We start from the raw sequence: 16,552 nt of genomic DNA on the forward strand, positions 1-16,552 counted from the left end.
AGATGTGTATAGGAGACAGGCATTGAAGAAGGCAACGTGTCCGGAGCGACCGCGGTGCTGGAGCTGCTCGTGAAGCAGGCGCCGGACTACCTGCCGGGCCTCCTGGAGCTGGCGCTGCTGCGCGAGCGCGCCGGGGCCCGGGACGCGGCCTTCCCGTTGATGCGCGCCCTGCGCTCGCGGGCGGGACAACTGCCGCCGGACGAGCTGGTGGATGGACCGGAGGCGCTGCCTGCGCGCTTCTATCTGGCGTCCGCTGACGCCTACCTGAATCTGGGGGCGCTGGAATGAAGGGGACGCCGCGGATGGTGGACGAGGCCCTGGAGGAGGAGACGCGCGATCTGCTCGCGCGCCGGGCCGCGCGCCTGCGCGAGCAGGGCGAGTCGTCCGTGGAGGAGGCGGTCCACTGGATCGCCGAGTTCCCCCTGGGCGAGGAGCGCTACGCGCTGCCCCTGGAGTCGCTGCGCGCCGCGCTGCCGCTGCGCATGGTGACGCCCGTGCCGCTGTCGGAGCCCGCCGTCATCGGCGTGCTGAGATTCCAGGGCCAGGTGCTGTCCGCGCTGAGCCTGGCGTCGCTGCTGGGCGGCCACGGCTGGCGGCAGGACCCGGCCGTGCTGCTGGTGGTGGACCGGGGGGATGGCGAATTGTGCGCGCTGGACTGCGAGGCCATTCCGCGCCCCACCACGCTGTCGCTCGCGTCGGTGGAGGCCGCGAGGGTCCGGGCCGAGGGGCCGGTGATGGAGGTCTTCACCCACGACCGTCAGCTCATCCACCTCATCGATCCGAAGCGCCTCTTCTCCGCGCCGGATGCGGGGGTGCGCCATGGCCGTTGATCCGATGCTGCAGCCCCTGGTGGCCGGCTTCGCCATCGAGGCCCAGGAGGTCATCCAGAAGGTCACCATGGACCTGCTGGAGCTGGAGCGCGAGGGCCTGGAGAACGACGCGCTCGCGAAGATCTACATCCGGCTGGGCCGGCACCTGCACACGCTGAAGGGCAGCGCCGCGTCGCTGGGCCTCCAGGACCTGGGCGACATCGCCCACAAGCTGGAAGACGCGCTGGCGCCGCTGAAGGCCACCACGCAGAAGATGCCGCGCCCGGTGGTGGACATCCTGCTGCACGGGTTGGACCTGTTCATGCTGCGCGCGCAGGCGCACGCGGATGGCCGGGGAGAATTGCTGCCGGACCCCGCCGCCGCGCTGGCCCAGCTGGTCGCGTCCGCGCCGCCGCCGGAGGCCGCCGCCGCGCTGCCGGGAGGGGCCTTCGCGCAGGTGGTGCCCGTGCCCCAGACGTCCGTGGACACCGGGGCGCAGACCGCGTCGCAGGGCTCCGCGGGCGGGCCGCCGACGCCGGACCATCAGGGCGAGTCCACGGACGCGGGCTGGCGCGTGAGCGCGCGGCAGGTGACGTCCCTGATGCGCGAGGTGGAGCGCCTGCGGGAAGTGCGCCTGCGGGTGGAGGAGCGCAGCCGGGAGCTGGAGCGGGTGTCCACGCTGCTCGCGAAGCAGGGCCTGCTGGCGGAGACGGCGGAGGCGCGCACGCTCTTGTCCGGCACGGGCCGTTCGCTGCGCACCGACGGCGAGGAGACGAGCGACATCGTGGACGCGCTGGAGGACGGCCTCAAGGCCATCACCACGCGCCCCACGCGCACCATCCTGGAGCCCCTGCAGCGCATGGTGCGCGACCTGTCGCGCCAGCTGGGCAAGGAGGCGCGGCTGTCGGTGGTGGGCGCGGAGGTGTCGTTGGACCGGCGCCTCCTGGAGAAGCTCCAGGGCGCGCTCGTGCACCTGCTGCGCAACGCCGTGGACCACGGCCTGGAGATGCCCGCCGAGCGCGAGAAGGCCGGCAAGCACCACGAGGGGGCGCTCACGCTGCGCGTGGAGCAGCAGGGCAACCTGCTCTACCTGGAGGCGAGCGACGACGGGCGCGGCATCGACCTGCAGGCGGTGCGCCGGGTGGCGGAGAAGCGCGGGCTGGTGACGGCGGATGAAATCGTGCGCTTCAACGACAACCAGGTGCGCGACCTCATCTTCAGCGAGGGCTTCAGCACCCGCGCGGACGTGACGGACACCTCCGGGCGCGGCGTGGGCCTGGACGCGGTGCGCGCCACGGTGGAGTCGCTGCAGGGCCGCATCGAGGTGGCCAGCACGCGCGGGCAGGGCACGCGCTTCGTGCTGACGCTGCCGGTGGACCTGGGCAGCTCCCCGGTGCTGATGGTGCGCGCGCTGGAGCAGTTCGTGGGCCTGCCCATGTTGGCGGTGGAGTCCACGCAGCTGGCGCGCGCGGATTCGCTGCGCCTGGGCAAGCGCCGGGCGCACCTGGAGCACCTGGGGCAGCTGCTGCCGGTGGTGGACCTGGGCGCGCGGCTGGGCCTGCGCGCGTCCGCGCCTCCCGCGGAGGGCCAGCCGCTGCTCATCGTCCAGAGCGGTGGCAAGCGCGTGGCGCTGGTGGTGGACGCGGTGGTGGGGGACCGGGACCTGGTCATCCGCCCGCTGCCCTCGGAGGTGCGCGACGTGGCGGCCTGGCAGGGCGCGGCGACGCTCAGCCGCGGCGAGCTGCTGCTCATCCTCCGGCCGGACTGGGTGGTGTCGGATTCGGAGAAGGTGACGGTGTCGGCGGGCAGCCGGCGGGCGCTGGTGGTGGACGACTCGCTCACCGCGCGAGCGCTGCACCGGGCGAGCCTGGAGGCCGGCGGCTTCCAGGTGCACCTGGCGGCCAGCGGGCCCCGGGCGCTGGAGCGGCTGGCCGCGGACACCTACGACGTCGTCATCTGCGACCTGGACATGGAAGAGATGGACGGCACGGAGCTCATCGCGCGGCTGCGCGAGAAGAAGGAGACGCGCACGCTGCCGGTCATCCTGGTGTCCGCGCACGACAGCCCGTCCGCGCGCGAGCGGGGGCTGGAGTCCGGCGCGGATGGCTTCTTGAGCAAGCGCGAATGCGCCGCGGGCCGCCTGCTCGCTGAAGTGCTGGACGTGATGAGCCGCCGAGGGAGCCGCGCTTGAGCACGAAGAAGATTCGCGTGCTCGTGGTGGACGATTCGCCCACCATGGCCAGCACGCTCACCGCCCTGCTCACGGAGGAGCCTCGCATCGAGGTCGTGGGCCGGGCGGCGGATGGCAACCGCGCCGTGCAGCTCGCGCGCCTGCTGCGTCCGGACGTCATCACCATGGACCTGCTGTTGCCCGGCCTGGACGGCCCGGCGGCCATCGGCCACATCATGTCCCAGGCGCCCGCGCGCATCCTGGTCGTGAGCGCCGTGGCGGAGCAGCGGGGCGTGGACCTGGGCTTCCAGGCCATGAGCGCCGGGGCGCTGGAGCTCATCGGCAAGCCCAACGTCACCAACGCGGACGAGCTGCGCAAGTGGGGCCGGGAGCTGGCCCACTCGGTGTGCCTGATGGCGGAGGTGCCCGTCATCTCCCGCCGCCCGCGCGCCACGCTGCCCCTGCCCATGCCCACCGGGGCGCGGGTGGACGTCTTCGGCCTGGTCGCCTCCACCGGCGGTCCTCCCGCGCTGGCGGAGGTGCTCTCCAAGCTGCCCAAGGACCTGCCGGTGCCGGTGCTCATCGCCCAGCACATCACGGTGGGCTTCACGCAGGGCATGGTGCGCTGGCTGTCGCAGGTGTGCTCGCTCAACGTCACCATGGCGCGCGACGGCGAGCAGCTGGCGCCGGGCCGCGTGTACTTCCCGCTGGATGGCCATGACCTGCTGGTGGACAGCGCGGGGCTGGCCCGGCTGCAGCGCTCCCAGGGCGGGCCGTGCCCCAACGGGGACGTGCTCCTGCACTCGCTGGCGGCGGCGTATGGCCGGCGCTGTGGCGGCGGGGTCCTCACCGGCATGGGCGAGGACGGCGCGCGGGGCCTTCTGGCCATCCGCACCGCCGGGGGCGTCACCTTCGCGCAGGACGAGGCGTCGAGCGTCGTCTACGGCATGCCGCGCGCCGCGCTGGAGCTGAAGGCCACCGACGGCGGGGTGCCCCTGTCGGCGGTGGCGGACCTCATCCTCCAGAGCTGCCAGCGGCCGACGTTCCGGCCCGGCCGTCCCCCGGATGGCGGCCTCCGATGAGTCCTCCGTGCCTGTCGCCAACAAACCGCGCCCCCGTGCGTTGTCCCTGGCGGCTGGCGCCTGGCGGCCGGCCGTCTGAACGCGTTGTCCAGGGAGTGCTCCCGTGACGCCGACCGCTCCGCCCAACATCTCCCTCCTGCGTGGGCTCGGGCTCGCGCCGAAGTTCGTGCTCGTCACGGCGGTCATCAGCGCCACCGTGGCCCTGCTGCTCACGTTCATCGCCACGAAGCAGCTGGAATCCAACCTGGAGGAGCGCCACGTCATCGAAGGTCAGGCCGTGGCGCTGGGCCTGTCCATCGCCGCGGAGCAGGGGATGGCCGCGCGGATGCCGTCGCTCCAGCCCCTGTTGGACCCCTTCATGGGGCGCGACGACCTGGCGTACCTCTTCATCCAGGACGCGGCCGGCAAGGTGCTGGTGCACACCTTCCGGGGCGGCTTTCCGGAAGCGCTGACGGTCGCCACCGAGGCCCCGGCCTCGGTGGGCAAGGACGGCCTGCGCGTCGTCCCCGAGGTGCGCCTGGAGCGCGGCGGCAGGACGCTGGTGGGCGTGGACGTGGCGGCGCCCGTGGCGCAGGGCCGCCTGGGCACCGTGCACGTGGGCATGGCGCGCGAGTACATCGACGCGAAGGTGGCCGTGCTGCGCTGGCGGATGCTGCTGTTCGCGGTGCTCCTGGAGCTGTGCGGCATCGTGGTGGCGGCGCTGTTCGGCCGGAGCATCGTGCGGCCCCTGGCGGAGCTCACGTCCGTGGCGGGCCACATCGTGGAGTCCGGCGACCTCACCCGTCCCATCACGCTGCGGGGCAACGACGAGGTGGGACGGCTGTCCAGGTCCTTCTCGCAGATGGTGGGCAAGCTGCGCGAAGTCACCATCAACCTCCAGCACGCGGCCACCGCGCTCACCCAGTCCACCGACCACCTCAACGCTTCCTCCACGGAGCAGGCGCAGACCATCTCGCGCCAGGCCGCCGCGCTGCAGGAGACGCAGGTGACGGCGCAGGAGATCAAGCAGACCTCCACGCTGGCCGCGCAGAAGGCGGAGAGCGTGCTCAGCGTGGCCGAGCGCGCCGACACCCTGGCCAAGGCGGGCGAGGCCTCCATCGAGCAGACGATGGCGGGCCTCAACGACATCCGCGCGCAGGTGGGGGAGATCGCGGAGAAGATTCTGGAGCTGGGCGAGCGCACCCGTCAGATTGGCGGCATCACCCAGACGGTGAAGGACCTGGCGGACCAGTCCAACATGCTCGCGCTCAACGCGGCCATCGAGGCGGTGCGCTCCGGCGAGCACGGCAAGGGCTTCAGCGTCGTGGCCCGCGAAATCCGCGCGCTGGCGGACCAGTCCATCCAGGCCACCACGCGGGTGCGGGAGCTGCTGGACGACATCGCCAACTCCGTCACCGCCGCGGTGCGCATCACCGAGCGCGGCGCGGAGCGCATGGAGGCGGGCCTGGAGCAGGTGCGCACCAGCGGGCAGAACCTGCGCGAGCTGTCCTCCATCGTCCAGGACAACGCCGCCGCCGTCCGGCAGATCGCCGCCGCCGTGAATCAGCAGAACGTGGGCATCAATCAGATCACCCTCGCGGTGAACGACCTGTCCCGGATGATGGACGACACCGTGGCCCGCATCGGGTCCACCGGTGAGGCGGCCACCACGCTTCAAATCATCTCCGAGCAGCTCTCCAACGCCGTGGGCGCGTACAAGGTCGAAGCGAAGAAGGAGTAGTCGCAAACGCCAGCCGCCGGAAACACGAAGGCCCCGAGTTCCCTTCAAGGGGGAGCCCGGGGCCTCGGTGTTTCAGCCGGTCCGCGCGCTTAAGCGGGGACGGCCACGGCGGACTCGGTGACGAGCTTCAGCGCGTCATCCACCACGTCGAAGCGGGCGACGCCGCCGCCCTTGAGGGCGCCGAACAGCAGGGCCTCCGCGAGCTGCTTCTTGAGCGAGCTGTCCACCAGCCGCGCCATGGGGCGCGCGCCGAAGGCCGGGTCGTAGCCGTGCTCCGCCAGCCACGCGCGGGCGGCGGGCGTGAGCTCCAGCTTGACCTTCTTCTCGTCGAGCACCTTCTGGAGCAGGCGCACTTCCTTGTCCACGACCTTGAGGATGACCTCCGGGGGCAGGCCGGAGAACAGAATCCAGCCGTCCAGCCGGTTGCGGAACTCCGGCGTGAAGGTGCGCTCGATGGCCTTCTTCGCCCGCGAGCCGTCCACCACCACGCTGGTGTCACCGAAGCCCATGGCCTTGGTGCTCATCTCCTGCGCGCCCGCGTTCGTGGTCAGGATGAGGATGATGTTGCGGAAGTCCGCCTTGCGACCGTTGTTGTCGGTGAGCGTCGCGTGGTCCATCACCTGGAGCAGGATGTTGAAGAGGTCCGGGTGGGCCTTCTCGATTTCATCCAGCACCAGCACCGCGTACGGGTGCTTGCGCACGGCGTCCGTGAGCAGACCGCCCTGGTCGAAGCCCACGTAGCCCGGGGGCGCGCCGATGAGCCGGCTCACCGTGTGCTTCTCCGAGTACTCGCTCATGTCGAAGCGCAGGAACTCCACGCCCAGGCTCTGCGCCAGCTGCTTGGCCAGCTCCGTCTTGCCCACGCCCGTGGGGCCGGAGAAGAGGAAGCTGCCAATGGGCTTCTCCGGCGCACGCAGGCCGGAGCGCGACAGCTTGATGGCGCTGACCATCTCTTCAATGGCCTTGTCCTGGCCGAAGATGACGCCCTTGAGCTCCTTGTCGAGGTTCTGGATCTGCACGCCCTCGCTGGCGGACACGCTCTTGGCCGGAATCTTCGCCATCTTGGAGACGACCTGCTCCACGTCGTGCGCGCTGACGACGCCCGTGCGCACCCCGTCCGGCTTCAGCCGCTCGGCCGCGCCCGACTCGTCGATGACGTCGATGGCCTTGTCCGGCAGGAACCGGTCGTTGATGTGCTTGGCCGCCAGCTCCGCCGCCGCCTGGAGCGCACCCTCGCCGTACTTCACGTGGTGGTGCTCCTCGTAGCGGCTTCGCAGGCCCTCCAGGACCTTGATGGTGTCCTCCACGCTGGGCTCGTCCACTTCGATCTTCTGGAAGCGGCGGGACAGCGCGCGGTCGCGCTCGAAGGACGCCTTGAACTCCTGGAACGTCGTGGACCCGATGCAGCGCAACCGGCCCGACGCCAGCGCGGGCTTGAGCAGGTTGGACGCGTCCATGGACCCGCCGCTCGTGGCCCCGGCACCGACGATGGTGTGGATCTCGTCGATGAAGAGGATGGCGTCCGGCAGCTCCTGCAACGCCTTGAGCACACCCTTCAGGCGCTCCTCGAACTGGCCGCGGAACTTGGTGCCCGCCAGCAGCGCGCCCATGTCCAGCGAGTAGACGACCGCGTCCTTCAACGCGGCCGGCACGCGGCCTTCGGTGATGTGGAGCGCCAGGCCCTCCGCGATGGCCGTCTTGCCCACGCCGGCCTCACCCACGTAGAGCGGGTTGTTCTTGCGGCGGCGGCAGAGCACCTGGATGGTGCGCTCCAGCTCCTTGTCGCGGCCGATGAGCGGGTCGATACGGCCCGCCTTCGCCTCCGCGTTGAGCTGCACGGCGTACGCTTCCAGCGGGCTCTTGCGCGAGGACTCGCCGTCGTCGTCATCCCCGGCGGGCGCGCCCTTGCTGTCCGTCGCGCCGTCGGACTCGCCGTCCTTGCTGATGCCGTGGGAGATGAAGTTGAGCAGGTCCAGGCGGGTGACGCCCTCCTGCTGGAGCAGGAAGAGCGCCTGGCTCTCCTCCTCGCGGAACATGGCGACCAGCACGTCGCCCCCGTCGATGTACTTCTGTTCGGCGGACAGGGCGTGCATGGCGGCGCGGTGGAGCACGCGCTCCACGCCGATGGTCTGCTGCGGCTCGGCGTCCACGTCGTCGGGCAGCCGTTCGACCGTCTCCTCCAGGAAGGAGGTCAGGTTCTCCTGCAGGCGCTTGACGTTCGCGCCGCAGGACTTGAGCACCTCGCGGGTGCGCGAGTCACGGGTGAGGGCCAGGAGCAGGTGCTCCAGCGTCAGGTACTCGTGGCGCATCTTCCGCGCCTCGTCGAGCGCGGTGCGGAAGCTGGCCTGCAACTCTTTGGCAATCGATGGTCCTGCCACGGTTTCAGCCTTCCTCGGGTTCCATGGACAGCCGCAGGGGGAACCCGTTGTCCCGCGCCGCGGCCTCCACTGTCTTGAGCTTCGTCTCGGCGACGTCGTAGGTATAAACGCCCGCCACTCCGATGCCGTTGTAATGAACGTGCATCATGATCTGCACGGCATCCGTCTCCGACTTGTGGAAGATCTCCTTGAGCACGGCCACCACGAACTCCCGCGTGGTGTAGTTGTCGTTGTGCAGGAGGACCTTGTAGAGCGTCGGCCTCTTCAGCTTCTGCTTGGGGACGGCCTCCGTGACGACCTGGCCGTCATCATGTTGGTGCTTCTGCGCCATGGGCTTGCGGACTCCCTTGCCTTGCCTTCGCGAACCACGGCGGGCCTCCAGAACTTCAGACCCGCTCCTTGAAACCCGTCTCCGCCCACCAGAGTGGCAGGCCGCTCTCCACGGCCGCCCGCTCGTGCGCCAGGAAGCCGCGCACCGCCCGGTCCATCCCGGGGTGAAGGAAGAGATGCGCACTGTACGTGAGGTGCGGCTCGAATCCCCGGGTGAGCTTGTGCTCTCCCCCGGCCCCTGGCTCGAAGCGCTCCAGCCCCCGCGCGATGCACGCCGCCACCGGTTGGTAGAGGCAGACATTGAAGTGCAGGAACGGGTGCTCCTCGAGCGCTCCCCAATAACGGCCGAACAGCGTGCGCGGCCCGACGAAATTGAACGCGCCCGCCACCCTCCGGCCTTCCCGCCAGGCCTCCACGAACTCACACCGGTGCCGGAAGCGCCCGAGCAGCCGGGCGAAGAAGTCCGGGGTCAGCGAGCGCACACCCCAGGGGTAGCGATCCACCGTGGTGACGTAGAGCCGGTAGGCGCTCGCCGGGTCCAGCTCCTCCAGGGCCTCGCCCCTCAGGGTGCGGAAGGTGATGCCCTGGGCCTCGGGCGCGGCCAGCTCACGCTTGAGCTGGTGCCGCCGCTTGGAGTGGAAGCGGCCAAGGAAGTCGTCGAACGTCCGGTAGCCCGCGTTGGTCCACTGGTACTGCACACCCAGGCGCACCGCGTAGCCCTGGGCCTCCAGGACGGGCAGCTCCTCAGGGGTGGGGAAGAGGACGTGGACGCTGGAGAGCCCCTCCGCGCGGGCGTACTCCAGGGCGGCGCTGTACAGCTCCGCCTCGCGCGTGGGCCGGTCCTCGCCGGGGGCCACCAGCACGCGGCGGCCGGTGGCGGGGGTGAAGGGCACGGCGAGCACCAGCTTGGGGTAGTAGCGCAGGCCGGCGCGCTCGGCGGCGGTGGCCCAGGCGGCGTCGAAGACGAACTCGCCGTGGCTGTCGTCCTTCAGGTACGCGGGCGCGGCGGCCACCAGCCGGGAGCCCCTCCAGAGGGTGAGGTGGCGGGGGTGCCAGCCGCGCTCGGGCACCACGGTGCCGCTCTCCTCCAGGGCGGCCAGGAAGGCCCACTCCAGGAAGGGCATGGAGCCTGCGTCCACCAGCGCGTCCCAGGCCGTCTGGGGGACGTCGGTGATGGACGTGAGCAGGCGCAGCGTGGTGGGAAGCGGGGCGGACATGGGTGGAGCGCGAGCGCCAGCCTATAACGTCGTGTGACGCCTGCCGCCACGCCCGCCTGGCAGGGCCTATTTGCCGCGCGTCAGCTCCGTGGCGAGGAAGCCCGCGACCTCCGCGAGCCCGGCGGCCGCGCGCTTGCGTCCCTCGTCGGATTCCATCACCCGGCGCGCCGCGTCGCTGGCCGTGCCCGCCTCCAGGTCCACCATCACCAGGAAGGCGCTCCAGCCGGGCGTCGTGGGCGCGACCTTGCCCGGACGCTGGGGCCGGTCGCCCAGGGTGGCGGCCACCTTCTCCAGCAGGCCATCCTCGGTGAGACGTTTTGTCTTGCCGAGCATCTGGGTCCACGTGGCCTCCAGCAGGGCCGTCAGCAGGCGTCCGGAGAGCGCGGTGGAGAGGCGCTGGGCGGATTCCTCGGCGTCCAGGCGGTGGGCCTCGGCGTAGGTGGGGCCCAGCTTGGCCACCACCACGGCCCGGGTGGCGAGGTGGGCAAGGCGCGGCGGGAAGGCGGACATGGGGGGAACCTCGCCAGCAGGGCAGGGAAGGGAAGGACGGGACCCGAAAAGTGGGGACCCGGTGTCTTACATCGGAAAGAAGCTCCAGGCCGCATCCGGAGTGAATGGACCACGCGGCGCGTTTGCCTGACAGCCGGACAGGTTGCTATGGGGCCCGGCGCGCCTTAGAGGAAGCAGACTTTCGTCGGGAGAACAGAATGTCCGTGAACATCCAGCTCGAGTGGACCCCCAACCCCAGCACGTTGAAGTACGTGGTGGACCGCAAGCTGCTGGGCGGTGGCGCCGTGAACTTCACCAACCGGGGTGACGCGGAGGCGAAGTCGCCCCTGGCCCTGCGGCTGATGGACATCCAGGGCGTCACCGCGGTGATGCTCGGCACCAACTTCGTCACCGTGACGAAGGGCGACTCCGGTGAGTGGGACGAGCTCAACGACTCCGTGATGTCCACGCTGGACACGCACCTCACCGAAGGCCTGCCCGTGGTGGACGAGGCCGCGCTCGCGGCGTCACGCCAGACGTCGTCGCAGGACGGCTCCGTGGAGCAGCGCATCCAGACCATCCTGGACGAGGAGATCCGCCCGGCGGTGGCCCAGGACGGCGGCGACATCACGTTGGATCGCTTCGAGGAAGGCATCGTCTACCTGCACATGAAGGGTTCGTGCGCGGGCTGCCCGTCGTCCACGGCGACGCTGAAGATGGGCATCGAGGGCCGCCTGCGTGAGGCCATCCCCGAAGTGCTGGAAGTGGTGTCCGTCTGAGGCGCAACGTCAAGGCGCCGCAGGTCCGCAAGGAGCTGCTTCCGGACCAGTCCCAGGCCCTCCTGCGGGAGCTGCACCTGCTCACGCGCGAGGGGCACCTCAACGCGGACGCGCTGCGCAAGCTCAAGCAGGTCAACCACCTGGTGGGCCTGTTGCGCCCCGCGATGGACGACGTGCAGGCCCGCCACCCGAACCCCGTCGTGGTGGACGCCGGCAGCGGCAACGCCTACCTGGGCTTCGTCGTCTACGAGCTGTTCCTCAAGGACGCGCAGGCCGGGGAGCTGTTGTCCATCGAAGGCCGCCCGGAGCTGACCGAACGGGCGAAGGGCCGCGCGGAGCGGCTGCACTTCGACCGGATGCGCTTCCAGACAGCGCACATCGATGCGGCCCAGTACCCCGAGCGCATCCACGTGCTGATGGCGCTGCACGCGTGCGACACCGCCACGGACGACGCGCTGGTGGCCGCCATCAAGCACGGCGCGGACCACGTGGCGGTGGTGCCGTGCTGTCAGGCGGAGGTGGCCGCGCAGCTGAAGGAGAAGCGCGCGAAGCCCGCAGGCTCCATCTCCCTGCTCTTCCAGCACCCCATGCACCGGCGCGAGTTCGGCTCGCACCTGACCAACGTCATCCGCGCGCTGACGCTGGAGTCGTTCGGCTACCAGGTGACGGTGACGGAGCTGACCGGGTGGGAGCACTCGCTGAAGAACGAGCTGATCCTCGGGCGGCGCGTGCACCGGGACAACCGGCGCGCGAAGCTCCAGCTCCAGGCGCTGCTCGCGGAGACGGGCGTCCAGCCCCGGCTGACGCGCCTGTTGGGCATCACCCCCGCGACGACGGGGGCGGTGGAGTCGTCGGAAGGTCCAGAAGTGGAACCCGTCGTGGAGCCAGGGCCGGAGTCGGGCGAAAGTCAGGCGTGAGGCTTCCCCGCCGTACTTGAGGCGGGAGCTTCTGTCGGGAAGGGGCATGGCCTTGGAGCTGGATGACTGGGGCGGCACGGGACCGCTCCTGCACTTCGCCTGTGCGAACGGTTTTCCCCCGGAGACGTACCGCAAGCTCTTCGCCCGGCTGGCGACGCGCTACCACGTGGTGTCGCTGCGCACGCGCCCCTTGAATCCGGACGAGGATCCGAAGCGGCTCACCAACTGGAGCGAGCTGGGCGACGACCTGGCGCGCGAGCTCAAGGCGCGGGGCCGCTCGGGCGTGCTGGGCGTGGGCCACAGCGTGGGCGGGGCGAGCACGCTGATGGCGTCCGCCGCGAACCCCGGCCTGTTCCGCGCGGTGGTGGCGTTGGATCCGGTGCTCATCACCGGCACGCGCGCGTGGGCGGTGCGCCTGCTGAAGCTGCTGGGCCGCATGGACCGCACCGCCATCGTGCAGGGCGCGCTGCGCAGGCGGGACCGGTGGCCGACGCGCCAGGAGGCCGCCGACGCGTACCGGGAGCGCAAGCTGTTCCGAGACTGGGACGCGGACTGCTTCAACGACTACATCACCCACGGGCTGGTGCCGACGCCGGAGGGCGACTTCAAGCTGCGGATCCCGCGCGAGTGGGAGGCCCGCATCTTCGAGACCTTCCCCGCGGACCCCTGGAAGCTCATCCGCGCCAACGCCGCGCCGACGCTGGTGCTGCGCGGGGAGAAGTCGGACACGCTGCTGCCCGCGGCGCTGGCCCGGGTGGAGCGGGAGCTGCCCCTGGCGAAGTGTGACGTGCTGCCGCTCGCGTCCCACCTGTTCCCGCTGGAGCAGCCGCGTGAGACGGCCGAGCGCGTGCTCGCGTTCCTGGAGCACCTGCCTCCGGAGAAATGAACGACGGGCGGCCCTTCGTGAAGAAGGGGCCGCCCGCCGTGTTGCTGCTGCTTCGCGTGAGGACTACCGCGACAGGGCGATGTCGCCGGGCAGGCCCCACTGCACGCCGCCGAACTGGGCGTTGTACCAGGTGCCCACCGCGGGCCTCCAGACGATGTACTCGTCGGTGCCGTCCAGGTTGGTGTCGCCAAAGCGCGGGATGTCACCGGGCAGGCCCCACTGCGCGGTGGCCGTTCCGCCGCCGTGGATGTTCTTCGTGGTGAAGATGCCGGTGGTGGGGTTCCACACCGCCAGGTTCCACTGGTTGGACGCCTTGTAGGGCACCGGCACGTCGCTCCAACTGCCCAGCGTGTGGACGACGGAGCTGCCGCTGAAGAAGCGGATGATCCACTGGCCGGTGTTCGGCCGGTACACCGTGAGGTCCTCGTAGCCGTCGCCGTCGAAGTCGCGCGCGATGGGCACGTCACCCACCGCGCCCCAGTTGTAGACGGCGTACGTGCCGTTGGCGTAGCGGATGATCCACTGGCCCTCCGCGGTGCCGCCGACGTACGGGGGGCGGTAGACGACGAACTCCGCCTTCTTGTCGCCCGTGAAGTCCAGGGGCACCGGGATGTCGCCCAGCACGCCCCACTGGGTGGCCTGCGTGGTGCCGTCCCACTTGCGCACCAGCCACATGCCGGTGCTCGGACGCCACACGACGAGCTCCGCGCGCGCGTCCCCCGTCACGTCCGCGGGCACCGGGACGTCATCCTGCTGGCCCCACTGGATGGACTGCGTCAGGCCGGTGGAGGAGTAGCGGATGTTCCACACGCCGGTGCTGGGCCGCCACACCGCGTAGTCGCTGCGGCCGTCACCGTCGAAGTCCGAGGAGTGCATGGCCGGGTAGCGGTTCTGCATGTGGGAGATCTGCTTGCGCAGGTCCGGGCGCGGTCCAATCTTCCCGCCGGTCGCCTGGGGCGTGCCGTCGCGGCGCAAGAGGTCGCGCATCTCCTTCGGGTGGTAGTAGCCGCCGTAGCGCAGGTACATCGCCCCGGACAGCGCCACCGTGGCGCTGGTGACGATGGGCGACGCGCCGGACGTGCCGGAGAAGGTGGACGTGTAGAAGAGGTTCTCGCCTTCGGCGGAGTACTTGTCGCCGTAGCCGGTGGTGACGATCTTGAAGTCGCCTTCCGCCTGCGTGTCCACGCGGTTGCCGTAGGTGGAGAAGGACGCCTTGTTGCGCGTGAGCTTCTCACCCGCGCCCACGATGATGGCGCCCGAGTCCTTCGTCGCGTCGGTGGTGCTGAAGTAGCCCCCGAAGCCCGCGAGGTCCAGGTTGCAGTTTCCGTTGCCGCCGGCCGCCACGACGATGCGGCCATTGGCGGTGGCCAGCTTCACGGCGTCGCGCACGGCCGGGACGTACTCGGCGGGGACATAGTCCGCGTTGACGACGCCGTCGCCGTTGCAGTCGAAGGTGGAGGCCCCCTGCATCTCCAGCAGGATGACGGCGCCCGCCCAGAACTGGTTGGACGCCGCGTAGATGGCGGAGGCGCGGTTGTAGCCGGTGGTGGGCCACTCGGTGGACAGGCGCACCTGGGCGCCGTTTACCAGGCCGGTGGTGCCGAAGGCGTTGGTGTCACTGCTGAGCACGCCAATCACGGACGTGCCGTGGTTGCGGTTGCCCAGCACCGCCGCGCTGGCGTGGGGCTGGCCGTTGACGAGCACCGCGCCCGTCAACTGGGTCAGGTCCTGGTGCCAGTAGTTCCACGAGTACTCGGCGTCGGTGTAGCCCCAGCCGTTGCCGTAGGCGTTGTAGAAGTTGCCCCGCAGCCAGTCCGTGTCGATGCCGATGGGCGCCGCCTCGCCGTAGTCCTGGTCCGCCACGTAGCTGACGGCCAGCATGCCGGAGGGGCCGAGCGCGGGCGTGGGCGCGGCCACCGCCGTAGGCGGGGGCGGGGCCTGGTTCAGCAGCGTCCGGGCGCTCTCACCGCGCTCCCAGGAGAGCAGGTGCTCCGGCGTGGGCCAGTCCATGCGCGCGTGCTCGCGCCAGTAGGCCTCGAAGGACTCCGCGCTCCGCTCGTCCATGTCCGCGGAGCGCACGGGCAGGGGCGAGGGATAGGCCACCTCCACCACGTCCAGCGCGTTGAGCGCGTTGACGACGTCCGCGACCTCCTGGTCCGAACCCGCGTCCACGTACACGTAGAACCAGAGGTTCGGATCCGGCAGCTCCGAACCCGAACCGCGCTCGCCCTGGGCCCTGAGCAATTCAGCGGTGTCCTCGGTGAAGGGGTGCATCTTCATGGCCGCGTAGCGACGGGCGCCGCGCAGCGTGGCGCGCACCCGGTCCAGCTCCGCGATGGCCGCCACGCCACGGGCCTGGGTGGCCTCCAGCGCCAGCTCCCCGCCGCGCGAGCGCACGCCGCTGCCCTCGCGGAACTTCACCTCGATGCGGTTGCGGAACGCGGCCTGGAGGTCCGCCGCGCGCACCGTGCGCTTGAGCGACGCGTGCGAGCCGCGCGGCTTGAGCGTCGCGGGGGCCAGCGACGCCGGTCCTCCCTGGGGGTGACCGCCACGGTCCACGTTCACCGCGGCCGCGTTCGTCGCGGCGGTACACGTCATCACGACCAGCGCCAGCTTCAAGGGCTGGGCCTTCGCCTTCTTCATGGGGGTGTGCTCCTGGGGCCGCGCTCCTGCCGAGCCGGCTACTCCCAGGACGCCATCCCCCGGAGATATTCACGAGATATTGGTTAGGCGGGCATTTCCGGGGTGGTGCTGATGCGGAGCGTCACCCGTACGCCTCGCGCTTGATGCGCTTGTCGGGGATGTCCAGCGCGTGCAGGTGGCCCAGGACGGCCTCCATGAAGCGCGGCGTCGCGGGGGTGCGCGTCTCCAACGCCTTGCGTCGATCCCACGGGGTGATGGCGGGGCCGCACACGTAGACGAGGCAGGTGTCGCGGTCTGGCAAGAGCTCGTGCAGCAGCGCTTCGTTGACGCGGCCCTTGCGCACCTGGGGGCCGTACTTCGTTTCGTCCGTCTCGCGGGTGAGGGTGTGCACCACGCGCACGCGGTCGGGGGCGGCGCGCTCCAGGGCGGCCAGCTCCTCGCGGTAGAGGATGTCGCCCCAGGTCTTGTTGGACGCGAGGAAGGTGTGGCGCAGCTTCAGCCCCCGGTGCAGCGCGTCCTTCACCATGGCGAAGTTGGGCACCGCGCCGGAGCCCGCGACCAGGTGCAGCACGTGGTCCGTCTTCTGCGTCACGTCGTCCGGCAGGACATAGGGGCCCATGAAGCCCGTGACCTTGATGCGCGCGCCGGTGAGGCGGCCGTGCACGAGCAGCGGCGACAGGAGGGGCGGGTAGCGGGTGACGCCGGAGATGAACTCCTCGTCCTTCACCGTGATGGCCACGTGGGGCTCATGCGGCGCGGAGGCGAGCGAGTACGAGCGCGCCGGCTCCTTGCGCCCCTTCTGCTCCTGGAGGTACGCGCACTGGTGGGCAATCGCCGGGAACTGGTGCGGGTCGATGTTGAGGAACTGGCCCGCCTTGTAGTCGAGCGGCCCCGAGCCCAGGTCGAGCAGCAGGGTCGCCGTGTCGTGCGTCTCCATGCGCACGGCGGTGACGGTGGCCTCGTACTCGACGGGCTTCCTGGCGCGAGACGGCGTGGCTTCGACGCTCATGGGGCTTCCCATAACACGCGGGGTGCGGCCCGCGCGGCGGTGGGGGCCACGCCCGCACTCCATTTTTCCTCCCGTCCGGAACAAGGGGGAGGGGTGGGCGTTGGCTGGTAGACGGATGGGCGG

The 16,552-nt window shown here is 70.7% G+C and carries 13 protein-coding genes and 1 pseudogene; 8 read left to right on the forward strand and 6 right to left on the reverse strand.

The annotated features are described in order from the left end of the window. Positions 1-21: 21 nt before the first annotated feature. The 5 genes and pseudogenes from D7Y13_RS24110 to D7Y13_RS24130 all read left to right on the forward strand — a co-directional run. Positions 22-288, forward strand: a pseudogene (locus tag D7Y13_RS24110) (CheR family methyltransferase); the annotation flags it as partial. Beyond that, positions 285-830 carry a chemotaxis protein CheW gene (locus D7Y13_RS24115; protein WP_120536090.1) on the forward strand — a complete coding sequence of 182 codons (546 nt, stop codon included), beginning with the start codon at positions 285-287 and terminating at the stop codon, positions 828-830. The pseudogene D7Y13_RS24110 and the gene D7Y13_RS24115, both read left to right, overlap by 4 nt. Further along, the gene (locus D7Y13_RS24120; protein ID WP_120584616.1) at positions 820-3,000 is read left to right on the forward strand and encodes a hybrid sensor histidine kinase/response regulator; all 2,181 of its coding nucleotides are present in this window, start codon (positions 820-822) and stop codon (positions 2,998-3,000) included. Before D7Y13_RS24115 ends, D7Y13_RS24120 begins: the two co-directional genes overlap by 11 nt. Continuing rightward, on the forward strand, positions 2,997-4,061 hold the full coding sequence (locus D7Y13_RS24125) for a chemotaxis protein CheB (protein WP_120584615.1): 1,065 nt from the start codon (positions 2,997-2,999) through the stop codon (positions 4,059-4,061). Before D7Y13_RS24120 ends, D7Y13_RS24125 begins: the two co-directional genes overlap by 4 nt. 103 nt (positions 4,062-4,164) lie before the next feature. After that, entirely contained in the window at positions 4,165-5,781 is a 1,617-nt protein-coding gene (locus tag D7Y13_RS24130; RefSeq protein WP_120536087.1) for a methyl-accepting chemotaxis protein, read from the forward strand. A gap of 89 nt (positions 5,782-5,870) precedes the next feature. On the opposite strand, the gene clpA is transcribed toward D7Y13_RS24130, so the two are convergent. The 4 genes from clpA to D7Y13_RS24150 form a co-directional block, all read right to left on the reverse strand. Continuing rightward, positions 5,871-8,159, reverse strand: a complete 2,289-nt coding sequence (clpA, locus tag D7Y13_RS24135) for an ATP-dependent Clp protease ATP-binding subunit ClpA (RefSeq protein ID WP_120584614.1) — start codon at positions 8,157-8,159, stop codon at positions 5,871-5,873. A gap of 4 nt (positions 8,160-8,163) precedes the next feature. After that, on the reverse strand, positions 8,164-8,490 hold the full coding sequence (locus D7Y13_RS24140; RefSeq protein WP_014399347.1) for an ATP-dependent Clp protease adaptor ClpS: 327 nt from the start codon (positions 8,488-8,490) through the stop codon (positions 8,164-8,166). Positions 8,491-8,545: 55 nt separating this feature from the next. Beyond that, a complete protein-coding gene (locus tag D7Y13_RS24145) occupies positions 8,546-9,706 on the reverse strand; it encodes a GNAT family N-acetyltransferase (protein WP_120584613.1) in 1,161 nt (386 codons plus the stop codon). A gap of 66 nt (positions 9,707-9,772) precedes the next feature. Further along, positions 9,773-10,216 (reverse strand): hypothetical protein, encoded by a 444-nt coding sequence (locus D7Y13_RS24150; RefSeq protein WP_120536084.1) that lies wholly within the window; start codon positions 10,214-10,216, stop codon positions 9,773-9,775. A 197-nt stretch (positions 10,217-10,413) separates the two neighbouring features. Here D7Y13_RS24150 and D7Y13_RS24155 point away from each other — a divergent pair, with 197 nt between their 5' ends. The 3 genes from D7Y13_RS24155 to D7Y13_RS24165 all read left to right on the forward strand — a co-directional run bounded on the left by D7Y13_RS24155 (position 10,414) and on the right by D7Y13_RS24165 (position 12,777). After that, entirely contained in the window at positions 10,414-10,974 is a 561-nt protein-coding gene (locus D7Y13_RS24155) for a NifU family protein (RefSeq protein WP_120584612.1), read from the forward strand. A 113-nt stretch (positions 10,975-11,087) separates the two neighbouring features. Then, positions 11,088-11,891, forward strand: a complete 804-nt coding sequence (locus D7Y13_RS24160) for a class I SAM-dependent methyltransferase (protein ID WP_120584611.1) — start codon at positions 11,088-11,090, stop codon at positions 11,889-11,891. A gap of 46 nt (positions 11,892-11,937) precedes the next feature. After that, positions 11,938-12,777 (forward strand): alpha/beta fold hydrolase, encoded by an 840-nt coding sequence (locus D7Y13_RS24165; RefSeq protein WP_120536081.1) that lies wholly within the window; start codon positions 11,938-11,940, stop codon positions 12,775-12,777. Between the two features lie 63 nt (positions 12,778-12,840). On the opposite strand, the gene D7Y13_RS24170 is transcribed toward D7Y13_RS24165, so the two are convergent. Together D7Y13_RS24170 and D7Y13_RS24175 are read right to left on the reverse strand one after the other, a co-directional pair. Then, on the reverse strand, positions 12,841-15,420 hold the full coding sequence (locus D7Y13_RS24170) for a S8 family serine peptidase (RefSeq protein WP_120584610.1): 2,580 nt from the start codon (positions 15,418-15,420) through the stop codon (positions 12,841-12,843). Positions 15,421-15,541: 121 nt separating this feature from the next. Further along, positions 15,542-16,429: a ferredoxin reductase domain-containing protein gene (locus D7Y13_RS24175; RefSeq protein WP_199732846.1), complete on the reverse strand. Its 888-nt coding sequence runs from the start codon at positions 16,427-16,429 to the stop codon at positions 15,542-15,544. Between the last annotated feature and the right edge of the window lie 123 nt (positions 16,430-16,552).

Origin of the sequence: Corallococcus praedator, assembly GCF_003612125.1 — a bacterium.
GTDB lineage: Bacteria > Myxococcota > Myxococcia > Myxococcales > Myxococcaceae > Corallococcus > Corallococcus praedator.

Coding starts and splice junctions, on each gene's coding strand:
- D7Y13_RS24140 (WP_014399347.1), bottom strand. CDS start 8,490: ATGGCGCAGAAGCACCAACATGATGACGGCCAGGTCGTCACGGAGGCC.
- D7Y13_RS24175 (WP_199732846.1), bottom strand. CDS start 16,429: ATGAGCGTCGAAGCCACGCCGTCTCGCGCCAGGAAGCCCGTCGAGTAC.
- D7Y13_RS24145 (WP_120584613.1), bottom strand. CDS start 9,706: ATGTCCGCCCCGCTTCCCACCACGCTGCGCCTGCTCACGTCCATCACC.
- D7Y13_RS24120 (WP_120584616.1), top strand. CDS start 820: ATGGCCGTTGATCCGATGCTGCAGCCCCTGGTGGCCGGCTTCGCCATC.
- D7Y13_RS24115 (WP_120536090.1), top strand. CDS start 285: ATGAAGGGGACGCCGCGGATGGTGGACGAGGCCCTGGAGGAGGAGACG.
- D7Y13_RS24170 (WP_120584610.1), bottom strand. CDS start 15,420: ATGAAGAAGGCGAAGGCCCAGCCCTTGAAGCTGGCGCTGGTCGTGATG.
- D7Y13_RS24165 (WP_120536081.1), top strand. CDS start 11,938: ATGGCCTTGGAGCTGGATGACTGGGGCGGCACGGGACCGCTCCTGCAC.
- D7Y13_RS24155 (WP_120584612.1), top strand. CDS start 10,414: ATGTCCGTGAACATCCAGCTCGAGTGGACCCCCAACCCCAGCACGTTG.
- D7Y13_RS24150 (WP_120536084.1), bottom strand. CDS start 10,216: ATGTCCGCCTTCCCGCCGCGCCTTGCCCACCTCGCCACCCGGGCCGTG.